At 63.1% G+C, this 14,217-nt stretch carries 12 protein-coding genes; 10 read left to right on the top strand and 2 right to left on the bottom strand.

Features of this window, described 5'->3' with window-relative positions:
* Window positions 1-141: 141 nt before the first annotated feature.
* The 5 genes from lpxD (at window position 142) to lpxB (ending at window position 4,681) form a co-directional block, all read left to right on the top strand.
* On the top strand, window positions 142-1,221 hold the full coding sequence (lpxD, locus tag AC1RM7_RS03735) for a UDP-3-O-(3-hydroxymyristoyl)glucosamine N-acyltransferase (protein ID WP_024921834.1): 1,080 nt from the start codon (window positions 142-144) through the stop codon (window positions 1,219-1,221).
* A complete protein-coding gene (gene fabZ / locus AC1RM7_RS03730) occupies window positions 1,221-1,679 on the top strand; it encodes a 3-hydroxyacyl-ACP dehydratase FabZ (protein WP_024921835.1) in 459 nt (152 codons plus the stop codon). The genes lpxD and fabZ overlap by 1 nt, the downstream gene beginning before the upstream one ends.
* 148 nt (window positions 1,680-1,827) lie before the next feature.
* Window positions 1,828-2,658 (top strand): acyl-ACP--UDP-N-acetylglucosamine O-acyltransferase, encoded by an 831-nt coding sequence (lpxA, locus tag AC1RM7_RS03725; RefSeq protein ID WP_006020729.1) that lies wholly within the window; start codon window positions 1,828-1,830, stop codon window positions 2,656-2,658.
* Complete coding sequence (locus AC1RM7_RS03720; protein WP_034460179.1) at window positions 2,655-3,509, top strand: LpxI family protein; 855 nt, start codon at window positions 2,655-2,657, stop codon at window positions 3,507-3,509. Before lpxA ends, AC1RM7_RS03720 begins: the two co-directional genes overlap by 4 nt.
* Window positions 3,506-4,681 carry a lipid-A-disaccharide synthase gene (lpxB, locus tag AC1RM7_RS03715; protein ID WP_024921837.1) on the top strand — a complete coding sequence of 392 codons (1,176 nt, stop codon included), beginning with the start codon at window positions 3,506-3,508 and terminating at the stop codon, window positions 4,679-4,681. Before AC1RM7_RS03720 ends, lpxB begins: the two co-directional genes overlap by 4 nt.
* Before the next feature lie 70 nt (window positions 4,682-4,751).
* Here lpxB and gltA read toward each other — a convergent pair whose 3' ends face one another.
* Both gltA and gltX read right to left on the bottom strand, forming a co-directional pair.
* Window positions 4,752-6,056: a citrate synthase gene (gltA, locus tag AC1RM7_RS03710; RefSeq protein WP_006020726.1), complete on the bottom strand. Its 1,305-nt coding sequence runs from the start codon at window positions 6,054-6,056 to the stop codon at window positions 4,752-4,754.
* A gap of 178 nt (window positions 6,057-6,234) precedes the next feature.
* Window positions 6,235-7,659: a glutamate--tRNA ligase gene (gene gltX / locus AC1RM7_RS03705; protein ID WP_024921838.1), complete on the bottom strand. Its 1,425-nt coding sequence runs from the start codon at window positions 7,657-7,659 to the stop codon at window positions 6,235-6,237.
* Between the two features lie 213 nt (window positions 7,660-7,872).
* On the opposite strand from gltX, the gene AC1RM7_RS03700 reads away from it, so the two are divergent.
* From AC1RM7_RS03700 to AC1RM7_RS03680, 5 genes are all read left to right on the top strand, one after another.
* Entirely contained in the window at window positions 7,873-9,540 is a 1,668-nt protein-coding gene (locus AC1RM7_RS03700) for a glutamine--tRNA ligase/YqeY domain fusion protein (protein WP_006020724.1), read from the top strand.
* A gap of 96 nt (window positions 9,541-9,636) precedes the next feature.
* The gene (locus tag AC1RM7_RS03695) at window positions 9,637-10,572 is read left to right on the top strand and encodes a LysR family transcriptional regulator (protein WP_006020723.1); all 936 of its coding nucleotides are present in this window, start codon (window positions 9,637-9,639) and stop codon (window positions 10,570-10,572) included.
* A 146-nt stretch (window positions 10,573-10,718) separates the two neighbouring features.
* The gene (locus tag AC1RM7_RS03690) at window positions 10,719-11,429 is read left to right on the top strand and encodes an SDR family NAD(P)-dependent oxidoreductase (protein ID WP_024921839.1); all 711 of its coding nucleotides are present in this window, start codon (window positions 10,719-10,721) and stop codon (window positions 11,427-11,429) included.
* Between the two features lie 11 nt (window positions 11,430-11,440).
* On the top strand, window positions 11,441-11,677 hold the full coding sequence (locus AC1RM7_RS03685; RefSeq protein ID WP_006020721.1) for a tautomerase family protein: 237 nt from the start codon (window positions 11,441-11,443) through the stop codon (window positions 11,675-11,677).
* Between the two features lie 135 nt (window positions 11,678-11,812).
* A complete protein-coding gene (locus AC1RM7_RS03680; protein ID WP_492838520.1) occupies window positions 11,813-14,122 on the top strand; it encodes a ComEC/Rec2 family competence protein in 2,310 nt (769 codons plus the stop codon).
* Window positions 14,123-14,217: the final 95 nt, after the last annotated feature.

Raw genomic sequence — 14,217 nt, 5'->3', positions numbered from 1 at the left:
CATAAAAGAGCTCGCACTTCAAATAGCGGGTTCCAGCCATCCGGTTGGAACCCGCTCGGTTATTTTGTTGCAGGCATTTTCCTTATGCGGTCCGGGATTCGAGTCGCGGGAAAGTGCATTTCCCTGACCGCGGCGGATGGAATGACGCAGAGGACATTCTTTAAACGTCCTTCACCGGTGACGCTGGCAGACCTTGCCGCGCTGACCGGAGCCCAGCTCGCCGATGAAGCGCGTGCCGACAGGCTCATTGCCGGTGCAGCGTCGCTCGATCGGGCCGGGCCCGCCCACCTGACATTTTGCGAAAACAAGAAGTACGCCGCCCAGCTCGAGCAGACCCACGCCGGCGCTTGCCTGGTGAACGAGAAACTTGCGGGCAGCGTTCCTCCCCATGTCGCGGTTCTGCGCGTCGCGGAGCCCTACAAGGCCTTTGTCGCGGCGATGCGTGCCCTGTATCCCGACACGTTGCGGCCGACCTCGTGGTTCGACAACGGCGGCGTCGCGGCCGCGGCCGTTGTGCATCCGTCGGCGTATCTTGAGGACGACGTCATCGTCGATCCGCTGGCCGTGATCGGACCGGACGTCGAAATCGGGGCCGGAACCGTGATCGGGTCGGGTGCGGTGATCGGGGCGGGTGTCCGGATCGGCCGGGATTGCAATATCGGCGCGAACGCCTCGGTTCTCTGTGCGCTGATCGGCAACGAGGTCATCATCCATCCGGGCTGCCGGATCGGCCAGGACGGGTTTGGCTACCTGATGGGTGCGAGGGGGCATGTGAAGGTGCCCCAGGCCGGACGGGTCATCATCCAGAACGGGGTCGAGATTGGCGCGGGCTGCACCATCGACCGCGGGGCGCTCAACGACACTGTCATCGGCGAGGGCAGCAAGATCGACAACCTTGTCCAGATCGGCCACAACGTCGTCATCGGCCGCAACTGTGTGGTGGTCAGCCAGAGCGGGATCGCCGGCAGTTCGACGCTGGGTGACGGGGTGGTCCTTGCCGCGCGCATTGGCGTGAGCGATCACGCCACCATCGGCGACGGGGCACAGATCGCGGCACGAAGCAGCGTCGTCGGCGAGGTGCCGGCCGGCGCGCGCTGGGGTGGCTCTCCGGCCAAGCCGATCAAGCAGTTCTTCCGCGAACTGTTCGAGGTGGAGCGTCTGGGCCGGGAAGGCATTGCGAAATTGAAATCGAAGCCGTCGGGCGACGGGGAACAGACATAATGGAAGAGCAGGCACCAATCACCATCGAGGCCGTGGACATCGGGCAGATCCTGAAGACTCTGCCCCATCGCTATCCCATGCTGCTGATCGACCGGGTGATCGATATCCGCAAGGACTTCAGCGGCATCGGCATCAAGAACGTGTCGGTCAACGAACCGGTATTTCAGGGGCATTTCCCGAACCGCCCGATTTTTCCTGGCGTACTGATGATCGAGGGCATGGCGCAGACGGCTGGCGTGATCGGCATGCTGTCGACGGAGACGAACCGGCCGACGGCGGTGTATTTCCTGACCATCGACAAGTGCAAGTTTCGCAAGCCGACGGGCCCCGGCGACATCATTCATTATCACATGAAGCTGGTCACGCGGCGGCGGGACATGTGGTGGTTTCACGGTGACGCCAAGGTCAACGGCGAGATCGTCGCGCAGGCCGATGTCGGTGCGATGCTGGCCGACTGACGTGCTCTGTCATCATGCGTAACAATTCATGACCACGAACGCGCCATCTTTGATCCGGGATGGCGGATCGGGTTCGTTATAAAAGTGTCGTATCGTCTGCGCGGTCCGGTTTTCGGCTGAGCGAAAGGTATGGTGACAAGAGGGGCTGATGAGCAAGATCGATCCAACGGCGCGAATTGAGGATGGAGCCGTTATCGGCGACGGTGTCTCGATCGGTCCTTACTGCATCGTGGGATCGAACGTGACGATCGGCCCGGACTGCAAGCTGCACGCTCATGTCAACATCGGCGGCCACACCACACTCGGCGCCGGCTGCGCGGTGTTTCCATTTGCGTCACTCGGAATGGCGCCGCAGGATCTCGGCTATCGCGACGAACCGACCACGCTCGACATCGGCGAGGGCTGCATCATCCGCGAAAGCGTGACTATGAATGTCGGCACCGTTAAAGGCGGCGGCAAGACGCGCGTCGGCAAGCGCGGTTTCTTCATGGCGTATTCCCATATCGGTCACGACTGCCTCGTCGGAGACAATGTGATCTTCGCCAACAGCGCGACGCTCGGCGGTCATTGCGAGATCGGCGATTTCGTTTATTTCGGCGGTCTGTCAGCGGCCCATCAGTTCGTCCGGATCGGGCATCAGGCCATGATCGGCGGTGTCTCCGGTCTGCGTCACGATGTCATTCCATATGGACTTGCGAGCGGCCAGTTCGCGCATCTCGAAGGCATGAATGTTGTCGGCATGCGCCGCCGTGGCTTTACGCATTCGCGCCTCAAAGTAGTACGCGACTTCTACCAGCAGCTGTTTCATGGCGGCGGTATCTTCGCCGAACGGCTTGAAGCGCTGCGGCCAATGGGAAGCGCCGATCCGGCGATCGCCGAGATACTGACCTTCATCGACAACGGCATCAAACGGCCGCTCTGCATGGCGCACAACAACCCCAACAAGCCCTCAGAGCGCGCTCACCTCGAACAGCGATGATGACAGCTCCCGCATTGTCCTCGACAGTCGGCATCGTTGCGGGAAGCGGAGTGCTGCCGTTTTCGGTCGCCGACCTGCTGCGGGCCCGGGGCGTCGCGCCGTTTCTGTTCGCGATCCGGGGCTTCTGCGATCCGGTGCGGGTCGCGCAATATCCTCATCACTGGGTCGCACTCGGACAGGTCAGCCGGTTGACGCGGCTGATGCGAACCGAAGGCTGCCGCGACATCGTTTTCATCGGCGGCCTGGTGCGACCGGCCTTGTCGGAAATCCGTCTCGACTGGGGCACGCTGCGCGCCATTCCCGCGATCGCGGCAGCACTGCGCGGCGGCGACGATCATCTGCTGACAGGCGTCAGCCGCATCTTCGAACGCCATGGAATTCGCGTCGTCGGCATCCAGGATGTCGCGCCCGAACTGCTGATGCCGGAGGGCAGCCTCACACGCCGCGTGCCCGATGCCGAGGCCGTCGCCGATATCGCCAAGGCGCGTGAACTGATGCAGGCGATCAGTCCTTTCGACGTCGGTCAGGGCGTTGTCGTGATCGACGGCCATGTGGTGGCTGTTGAAGATATCGAGGGCACTGACGGACTTCTGGCGCGGGTGACGCGGTTGCGGGCGGAGAAAAGAATTCGCGCCAAGCCCGGACGCGGCGTGCTGGTGAAAATGCCCAAGGCACAGCAGGATTTGCGCTTCGATCTTCCGACACTCGGTCCCAGGACCGTTGATGGCGTCATTGCCGCCGGGCTGGCCGGCATCGGGATTGTTGCCGGGCGTACACTGGTCGCCGAAGCAGATGTGATGACCGCGAAGGCGGATCAGGCCGGGCTGTTTGTCACGGGATTGCCGCTGTGAGCGCGGGCGAGAGCGATGCGCGCAAATCCCCGACGATATTTCTGATCGCGGCCGAGGAATCCGGCGACCGGCTCGGCGCAGGCCTGATCAAGGCCTTGCGTGCGCGGCTCGGGCCGGCGTTGAAAATTGTCGGGGTCGGCGGTCGTCACATGGCAGAGCAGGGCGTGCCGTCACTGTTTCCCACCGACGAGCTGTCGATCATCGGTCTGGCGGCGATTCCGAAACGATTGCCGATGATCCTGCGCAGGATTCGCGAGACGACCGACGCTGTTCTGATGGCGCGGCCTGACGTTCTGGTCATCATCGACAGCCCGGATTTCACGCATCGGGTGGCGCGGCGTGTCCGCGCGCGCGATCCGTCGATCCCGATTGTCGACTACGTCTCGCCCACGGTGTGGGTCTGGCGGCCGGGACGGGCGCGGAAAATGCGTGCATATGTCGACCGGCTGCTGGCCGTTCTGCCATTCGAGCCCGAGGTTCATCGCAGGTTGAGCGGCCCGCCGTGCACCTATGTCGGTCATCCGCTGCTGGATGAACTGGGTACATTGCGGCCGGATAAGCAGGAACTTGCGCGCCGGTCGGCCGCGCCGCCGCTGCTTCTGGTGCTGCCCGGAAGCCGCCGCAGCGAGATCAAACGCAACATGGCAATCTTCGGCGACACGCTGCGCCTGTTGCGTGCGCAAGGTGTTGCGTTCGAGCCGGTGCTGCCGACAGTGCCCGGATTGCTCGACAGCGTGCGTGCCGCCGCTGCGGACTGGCCGGTGCAGCCGCGCATTGTGGTCAGCGACGAGGACAAGAAGGCCGCTTTCAGGACGGCACGCGCGGCGCTCGCAAAATCCGGAACGGTGACGCTCGAACTGGCGCTCGCCGGCGTGCCGATGGTGACCGCCTATCGCGTTACCGAGATCGAGGCCTTCATCGCGCGGCGGGTGATTCAGACCTCGTCGATCATTCTGGCGAACCTCATTCTCGGCGAGAATGTGATCCCGGAATTCCTGCAACAGGATTTCACGGCGGAAAACCTCGCGCCTGCCTTGCGCGATATTCTTGAAGATACCCCGGCGCGGCAACGTCAGGTGGATGCGTTTGACCGGCTGGAAGAGATCATGTCCACGGGCGGTAAGCGGCCCAGCGAGCTTGCGGCGGACAACGTCATCGCGATGCTGCGCTAGGGGCGTCATGAGGCTCAACGAAAAAGGCCGGTGCGCTGCACCGGCCCTTTTGCTGAGAATGACGTAGCGCTTACTTGCGCTTGTCGATCCCGACATAATCGCGGGACGTCGCGCCGGAGTAGAGCTGGCGCGGACGGCCGATCTTCTGCTGCGGATCCTGGATCATCTCGCTCCACTGGCTGATCCAGCCAACGGTGCGGGCGACCGCGAACAGCACGGTGAACATCGAGGTCGGGAAGCCCATCGCCTTCAGGGTGATGCCCGAATAGAAGTCAACATTCGGATAGAGCTTGCGCTGGATGAAGTATTCGTCGCTCAGCGCGATCTTCTCCAGCTCCATCGCAACCTGAAGCAGCGGGTCGTTCTGGTGCCCGGTCTCCTTGAGCACCTTGTGACACATCTGCTGCATGATCTTCGCGCGCGGATCGTAGTTCTTGTAGACGCGATGACCGAAGCCCATCAGGCGGACATTGGAGTTCTTGTCCTTCACCTTGGCGATGAACTCAGGAATCTTGTCGACGGTGCCGATCTCGGCCAGCATTTGCAGAGCGGCTTCGTTCGCGCCGCCGTGAGCCGGGCCCCACAGGCAGGCGATGCCGGCGGCGATACAGGCGAACGGGTTGGCACCGGACGAGCCGGCGATGCGCACGGTCGAGGTCGATGCGTTCTGTTCGTGGTCGGCGTGGAGAATGAAGATCTTGTCCAGCGCTTCCGCCATCACCGGATTCACCTTGTACTCTTCACAAGGCACGCTGAAGCACATCTGCAGGAAGTTCGAGGCGTAATCGAGCGAGTTCTTCGGATAAACGAAGGGCTGGCCGACGTTGTACTTGTAAGCCATCGCCGCGAGCGTCGGAATCTTCGCGATCATGCGCATCGAGGCAATCATGCGCTGCGTCGGATCGGAGATGTCGGTGGAGTCATTGTAGAACGCGGCGAGGGCGCCGACCGAGGCGACCATCACGGCCATCGGGTGCGCGTCGCGGCGGAAGCCCTGGAAGAAGCGGGCCATCTGCTCGTGCACCATCGTGTGACGGGTCACGCGATTATCGAAATCTTCCTTCTGGGCCTTGGTCGGCAGTTCGCCGTACAGCAGCAGGTAGCAGGTTTCGAGGAAGTCGCCCTTTTCGGCGAGCTGTTCGATCGGATAGCCGCGGTACAGCAGGATGCCTTCGTCGCCATCGATGTAGGTGATCTTGGATTCACAGCTGCCCGTCGACGTGAAGCCCGGGTCATATGTGAACATCCCGGTCTGGGCGTAGAGCTTGCTGATGTCGATGACATCAGGTCCGACAGTGCCGGACAAAACCGGGAGATCGACGGTCTTCCCTTCAACCGTCAGCGTTGCTTTTTTGGTGTTGGTCTTTGCATCCATCGTGAAGTCCCCGGTGAGTGTTGCTCAGGGCGAGTGACGCTTAAGGCCATATAGGGGCCTAAGCGCTTTATTCCAGAAGAGTGGCTGGAATGGGTAGCTTATTGCTGTGTGCGCTGCAAGATAGGTGGGCTGCACCTAAAGTTTGGGCAGCTCTGCGTTGGTGTTTGTTATTCCAGGGCTATCCCGAGGCCTGATCCTGCAGGCGTTCGAGGCAGGTTTGCCGCCCCAGCACCGCCAGAACGTCGAAAATCCCGGGTGACGTTGTCCGCCCGGTCAAGGCGACACGTAACGGTTGCGCGATCGCCCCTAGCTTGAGGTTGTTCTGCTCGGCAAACTGGCGCATGGCCGTCTCGGCGGTCTCCGCAGTCCAGGGATCGACCTTTTTCAGCGCCGAACGAAGTTCCCCGATCAGCTTGCGGGTGTCAGGTGTGAGCACCGCCGCCGCCTTGGGCTCCATCTGGAGCGGGCGGTCGGCAAAGATAAAATTGGAGCTGTCGACCAGTTCGAGGAGCGTTTTGGCACGCTCCTTCAGGCCCGGCATCGCAGCCAGCAACTGGGCACGGGTCGTGTCATTCAGCTTGGCCTGGATGGCTGCGCCTTCGGGAATGAACTGGAGCACATCCTCGAAGCTCGCCAGCAGCGCCTTGTCGTCGGCGTTGCGGATGTAGTGGCCATTGAGATTTTCGAGCTTGGCGAAATCGAACCGCGCCGCGGATCGACCGATCGCCGGAAGATCGAATTCCCGGATCATCTCCTCGGTCGAGAAAATCTCCTGATCGCCGTGGCTCCATCCGAGCCGCACTAGATAGTTCCGCAGCGCCTCCGGCAGATACCCCTTGGCGCGGTAGGCATCGACACCAAGCGCGCCATGGCGTTTGGAGAGCTTCGAGCCGTCGGGACCGTGGATCAACGGAATGTGAGCCATCACCGGAACGGTCCAGCCGAGGGCATCGTAGATGTGCTTCTGACGAGCAGCGTTGATCAGATGGTCATCGCCGCGAATGACATGGGTGACGCCCATATCGTGATCGTCCACGACCACGGCGAGCATGTAGGTCGGATTGCCGTCCGAACGCAGCAGCACGAGATCGTCGAGATTTTCATTCTGCCAGACCACGCGGCCCTGGACCTGATCCTCGATCACGGTTTCGCCGGTCTGGGGCGCGCGAAGCCGGATGACAGGCTTGAGGCCGGCAGGCGCTTCCGACGGGTCGCGGTCCCGCCAGCGGCCGTCGTAACGGATGGCGCGGCCCTCGGCCTTGGCGGCCTCGCGCATCTGCGCCAGTTCCTCAGCCGTCGCGTAGCAGCGATAGGCCTTGCCGTCGGCGAGCAACTGCTCGGCGACTTCACGGTGCCGCGCGGCGCGGGTGAACTGATAGACCGTCTCGTCGTCCCACTCGATGCCGAGCCATTTCAGTCCATCGAGAATGGCCTCGATGGCCGCATCGGTGGAACGCTCGCGATCGGTATCCTCGATCCGCAGCAGCATCTTGCCGCCGCGCTTGCGCGCATAAAGCCAGTTGAACAGCGCGGTGCGTGCGCCGCCGATATGGAGGAAGCCGGTCGGGGACGGCGCGAAGCGGGTAACGACAGTTTCGGTCATTTCAGGCGGTTCGATCGATCTCGGAGAGGGGTATCGGCGGGCGTTTATCACAACAACGGCAGACTGTCTCAGCACGAATTGCCGGGGATTTAAAACGCGCCCAAAGCCCGGATGCGGGCTTCGCCAGCGAAAAAGCCCGGTCTGGCCAGCATCGGGCAGCACTTGGCGGGGCCTCCCGGATTTGGCACATAGGGCCCAACTGAAAGGGTACCAATGACCGACGAATCGCCTTCGACCGCAGGCCGCGACTTCATCCGCGATATTGTTGCCGAGGACCTGGCTTCGGGCCGTGCAAAGGGCGTGGTGACCCGCTTTCCGCCTGAGCCCAACGGGTATCTGCATCTTGGCCACGCCAAATCGATCTGCCTGAACTTCGGGATCGCCGAGGAGTTCGGTGGGCGCTGCCATCTTCGCTTCGACGACACCAATCCGACCAAGGAAGAACAGGAATACATCGACGCGATCGAGCGCGATGTGCGCTGGCTGGGCTTCGACTGGGGCGAGCATCTCCATTTTGCGTCCGACTATTTCGAACAGCTTTATGCCTGGGCGCAGCACCTGATCCGCGCCGGCAAGGCCTATGTCGACGATCAGACGCAGGAAGAGATTCGGCTGACCCGCGGCACCCTGACCGAGCCCGGACAGAACAGCCCTTTCCGCGACCGGTCGGTTGAGGAAAATCTCGACCTGTTCGGCCGGATGCGCGCGGGTGAATTTCCGAACGGCGCGCGCGTGCTGCGCGCCAAAATCGACATGACGTCGGGCAACATCAATCTGCGCGATCCGGTGCTCTATCGTATCCTGCACGCGCATCATCCGCGCACGGGCGACGCGTGGAAGATCTATCCGAGCTACGATTTTGCGCACGGCCAGTCGGATGCGATCGAGCACATCACGCATTCGATCTGCACGCTCGAGTTCGAAGATCACCGTCCGCTTTATGACTGGTGCCTTGAAAACCTGCCGGTCCCGTCGCGGCCGCATCAGTATGAATTCGCCCGGCTCAACGTGACCTACACGCTGCTGTCCAAGCGCGTGCTCACAGAACTGGTGCGCGGCGGCCATGTGTCCGGCTGGGACGATCCGCGCATGCCGACGCTTGCGGGCTTGCAGCGTCGCGGCATTCCGGCGGAAGCGCTGCGCGAATTCGTCAAGCGCATCGGCGTTGCCAAGGCGAACAGCACCGTCGACCTCGGCATGTTCGATTTCGTGGTGCGCGAGGTCCTGAACAAGACCGCGCCGCGCCGCATGGCCGTGCTCAATCCACTCAAGGTGGTGATCGAGAATTATCCGGAAGGGCAGAGCGAAACGCTCGAAGCCGTGAATCATCCCGACGATCCGTCGCAGGGCACGCGGCAGATTCCGTTCGGCCGCGAGCTTTACATCGAGCGCGACGACTTCATGGAAGACCCGCCGAAGAAATTCTTCCGCATGGCGCCGGGCCGCGAAGTGCGCCTGCGCTACGGCTATTTCATCACCTGCCGCGAGGTCATCAAGAATGCGGCGGGCGAGGTGGTCGAACTGCGGTGTACCTACGATCCTGCGACCAAGGGCGGCAACGCGCCTGACGGACGCAAGGTGAAGGCCACGATCCACTGGGTGAGCGCGGCGGATGCCGTGCCGGCGGAGGTGCGGCTCTACAACCTGCTGTTCACGACACCGCAGCCGGAGGCCGCGAACTTCGCCGCGCAGATCAATCCGCAGTCTCTGGAAACCGTGACCGGGATGCTGGAGCCCGCGCTGGCCAGCGACAATTTCGACGGAGCCTTTCAGTTCGAGCGCCAGGGTTATTTCGTTCGCGATAAGGATTCTGCGCCCGGCAAGCCGGTGTTCAACCGCACCGTCGGCCTGCGCGACAGCTACGCCAAGGCTGCGGGCTGATCGAAGCTCGCATTCCGCATCCGTTCCGCTGTTCATCACCGGATCGCTTCCGCTACCATTGCGGGAGCGATAACGAAGCGGCACGGCAGGTTGCAGATGGATCGTCTCGAAGCAATGAAGGTGTTTGTCACGGCGCTGGATGAGGGAAGCCTCGCCGGAGCAGGACGACGGCTCGGGCGGTCACCGGCAGCGGTCAGCCGGGCCATTGCCTTTCTTGAGCAGCATGTCGGCGCTGAACTGCTTCATCGCACCACGCGTACGATCAAGCTGAGCGAAGCCGGTGAGCGTTATGCCGTGGCGTGCCGGCGCGTTCTCGTCGAGCTTGAAGAGGCGGATCTGTCCGCGGCGGGTGAGCGTGCCGCTCCGCGAGGCGTGCTGACGATCACGGCGCCGCCGATCAGCGGCGAAGAAATCCTGCGCCCAATCATCACCGCCTATCTCGACGCGTTCCCGGGTGTCTCGGTGAATCTGCTGCTGCTCGACCGCCATGCCAACCTTGTGGAAGAAGGTATCGACATCGCGCTTCGTGTTGCCGAACTTCCGGACTCCGCAATGGTCGCGGTACGGGTGGGGGGAGACGTCAAGCGGGTGGTCGCCGCGTCGCCGCGTTATCTCGCCGCCCATCCTCGTATCGTCGAGCCCGCGGATCTGACCAAACACAGCATTGTCACCACAACACACATGGGGCAGGACACCTGGGTCTTTCCGCCAGCTCCAGGCAGTTCGATCGCGCGATCTGTCCACTTCAAACCCCGGTTTCTCGTGAACAGCGTACGGGCAGCGCTTGGCGCTGCGGTGGATGGCCATGGTGTGACGCGTCTCTACACCTATCACGTTGCCGAACGCGTCCAGGATGGATCGTTGAAGCTCCTGCTGCGCGATGCCGAACCCGCAGTCCTGCCGGTCAATCTCGTGATGCCGCAGGGGCGGCTGACGGTGCCAAAGGTGCGCACATTCGTTGATTTTGCAGCGCCCCGCCTGAAAGCCGAATTTGCCAGGCTGTCTGCGGAAGCCGGAACGATGAATTCCTGAACCCTCGCCATTCTTTCGGCCGGCGGAAGGATGTCTGCCGAACATCGGCAATTCTGCCGCCTCATGGGACGCCATAGAACGATGAGCAACGGCCCGCGGGCCCGCCAGCAGCAATATCGCCGTTGGGTACATCATCGAGGCAAACCATGAGCAACGCACAGAAGGTCGCAATTATCACCGGCGCATCGCAGGGTATCGGCGCCAGCCTGGTCAAGGCCTACCGGGATCGCAACTATCGGGTCGTCGCGACATCCCGCTCAATCAAGCAGGGCAGCGATCCCGACGTTGTGGCCGTCGCCGGCGATATCGGCGATCGCGCCACAGCCGAGCGCGTCGTCAAGGAAGCCATCACGCGCTTTGGACGGGTCGACACGCTGGTCAACAATGCCGGCATCTTCATCTCCAAGCCGTTCACCGAATACACGGCCGAGGACTTCAATTCGAAGATCGCGACCAATCTCGCCGGCTTCTTTCACATCACGCAGCAAGCCGCGGCAGAAATGCTGAAGCAGGGCTCTGGTCATATCGTCAGCATCACCACGAGCCTGACCGACAACGCGACCGCCATCGTGCCCACGGTGCTCGCCAACCTCACCAAGGGTGGCATCAATTCGGCCACCAAGGCGCTGGCGATCGAATATGCGACCAAGGGCATTCGTGTGAACGCCGTGTCGCCCGGCATCATCAAGTCTCCGATGCACGCCCCGGAGACCCACGAGTTTCTTGCCGCCCTTCATCCGGTGAAACGCATGGGCGAGATGCGCGATATCGTGGACGCGGTTCTCTACCTTGAATCCGCTGGCTTCGTGACCGGAGAAATCCTGCACGTCGACGGTGGCCAGAGCGCCGGTCACTAACGGAGGCTGTCATGCCGATTGTCACGATCCAGGTTACGCGCGAGGGATCCGGCCCCGGCCGGACCTCCGTCACGGCGGAAGAGAAGGCGCGTCTGATTGCCGGCGCCAGCCAGCTTCTGCTCGACGTCCTCCACAAGCCGCTTGAATCCACCTTCGTCGTTATCGAGGAGGTCGACACGGACAACTGGGGATGGGGCGGCCTGCCCGCGCTCGAATACCGCAAGCAGCGCGCCGCCAGCGGCAAATAACCGGGACGGAGGCCGCCATCACTTGGCGGCCTCTGTTCTCCGGCGGTTAAAATCGAACAGCGCATTCTGCATCCGTTCCGCTATCCAGCCTGATGGCTTCCGCTAGCATTGTCTCGGCGATGCCGGAGCAACGCGATGGCGGGCGGGGGCGGCGAAGACCGGGAGCGATCCCAAGAGAGATCCCAAGGCCGGGCGGGGCGCGCCATCGGCCGAGCTGTTTCTTGGCCGCCGCGCAGTGCCGTGCCTGCCGCCCCCGGCTTCACGGAAAGCGCATCGTCATTCCTTATCGGAAAAGCGCGAAGCTGGATCGCGGCGGAAGCCGGACCGGGCCGGTTGCTGCCATGGGTGCCGGTCGCGTTCGGCGCGGGCATTGCGATCTACTTCGCTGCTGACCGTGAACCCGTGGCGTCGGTTGCTGGCGCGACGGCTGTTGTGTTTTGTGCGGCGGCATTCCTCGCGCGGCGAAGCCGCATCTTTCCTTTGGCGGTGATGCTGGCCGCACTGGCGGCGGGTTTCGCCGCAGCCACGCTGAAGACTGCGCGCGTCGCCCATGGCGTGCTGGCGCGACCGATGTTTTCGGTGACAGTGAAGGGATTTGTCGAAACCCGTGACGAGCGCGAGCGCACCGATCGTTTCGTGCTGCGTGTGGAAGAGATGGAATCGGCGCGCGGTACGCAGAAACTGGAGCGTGTCCGGCTTTCGGTGAAGAAGGGGACAGCGCCCGCCGTCGGCAGCTTTGTCGAACTGAAGGCGCGATTGCTGCCACCGCTCTCGCCGCTGCGTCCGGGGAGTTACGACTTCGGCCGCGACATGTACTTTCAGGGCATCGGCGCGTCGGGCTTCGTCATGGGCGCGATCAAGACGGTTGATGCCCCACGCAGCGGCGGCGCATATCTGCGCTATGCCGCCACGATGCAGGGGATGCGCGACGCCATCGACGCGCGCATTCGCAGTGTCGTCTCCGGCGATAACCGCGCCATCGCCACGGCACTGCTCACCGGCCGGCGCGATGCGATTTCCGCACCGGTCAACGACGCGATGTTCATTTCAGGGCTCGGCCATGTGCTGTCGATCTCGGGCTATCACATGGCGGTGGTGGCGGGCGTGGTGTTCTTTGCCGTGCGCGCGCTGCTCGCGCTGTTTCCCGCGCTCACCGTGACATTTCCGATCAAGAAATGGTCCGCCGCCGCGGCGCTGATCGCCGCCGCTTTCTATCTGCTGCTGTCTGGGGCTGAGGTCGCCACGCAGCGTTCGTTCTTCATGACGGCGGTGGTGCTGATCGCGGTGATGGTCGACCGGCGCGCAATCACGTTCCGCACGCTGGCGGTGGCGGCGATGATCGTGCTCGCGATCGCGCCGGAAGCGCTGGTCCACCCAAGTTTTCAGATGTCGTTCGCGGCGACGCTTGGCCTCGTGGCGCTGATCCAGATCGGCATGCCGAACCTGTTTGCCTCGCCCGACAATTCGCAGGTGGCACGCGCGGCGCTCTGGGGTGGACGCGAAATCACCATGCTGGCGCTGGCGTCGCTGGTGGCCGGGTTCGCGACCATGCCCTACGCGGCGTTTCATTTTCATCGCGTGACGCATTACGGCGTGCTGGCCAATCTCGCGGCGATGCCGGTGGTCTCGATACTGGTGATGCCCGCAGGGCTGCTCGGGTTGCTTGCGATGCCGTTCGGTTTCGACGGCGTGTTCTGGCGGCTGATGGATGTCGGCATCGGATGGATGGTGGCGGTGTCGCAATGGGTGGCGGCGCTTCCCGGCGCGATCGGCCAGATCGCGTCATTCGGCGCCGGGCCGCTGGCGCTGATGAGCGCAGGCATTATCGCGCTCGGTTTGTTGCGGACGCCATTGCGATGGACGGGAGCAGGGCTCATTGCATTCGCAACGGTCTGGGCGCTGACCACGCCGCAGCCGGACATCCTTGTTGCGGGAGACGGCACCTCGGTCGCGGTGCGCGGGAAGGACGGCAGGCTGCGCCTGATGCGCACTGGAAAGGATGCTTTCCTGTCACGCGAATGGCTCGCAGCCGACGCCGACATGCGCAAGGCAACCGACGCGTCGCTGACCGACGGTGTCTCGTGCGACCCATCTGGATGCGTGGTGCAGGCTGCGGACGGCTCGACCGTAGCGCTGACGCTGAAGCCCGCCGCGTTCGCGGATGATTGCGCGCGGGCCGCGGTGATCGTGACACTGCGTCAGCCGCCCGCCGATTGTGCGGCCATGGTGCTGGATCAGGAAATGCTGCGCAGGCGCGGCACACTCGCCCTGCGCAAAACCGCAGACGGTTACGCGATCACGGCCAATAAGCCGCGCGGCGTCGACCGTCCGTGGTCACCGGCAAATGCCGATGATGACATCGAAACACCCGCTGCCCGGTCAAACCGTCCCGCACAGCCTGTCGATGCGACGCCGGCGGAGAGCGATCTCCAGCCGGACGATTGATCCAGCCGTCATTACGGACGGCCCAGCAAATTTAACGGGCAAGTTTCTGGATCCGGGTTCGCTCGCAAAAGCTCGCGCCCTGGAATGACAGGGAA

This window comes from Afipia sp. GW822-FHT03D08, from assembly GCF_058801645.1.
The sequence above is the reverse complement of the archived record's forward strand: the minus strand, read 5'-3'. Positions and strand labels throughout refer to the sequence as shown.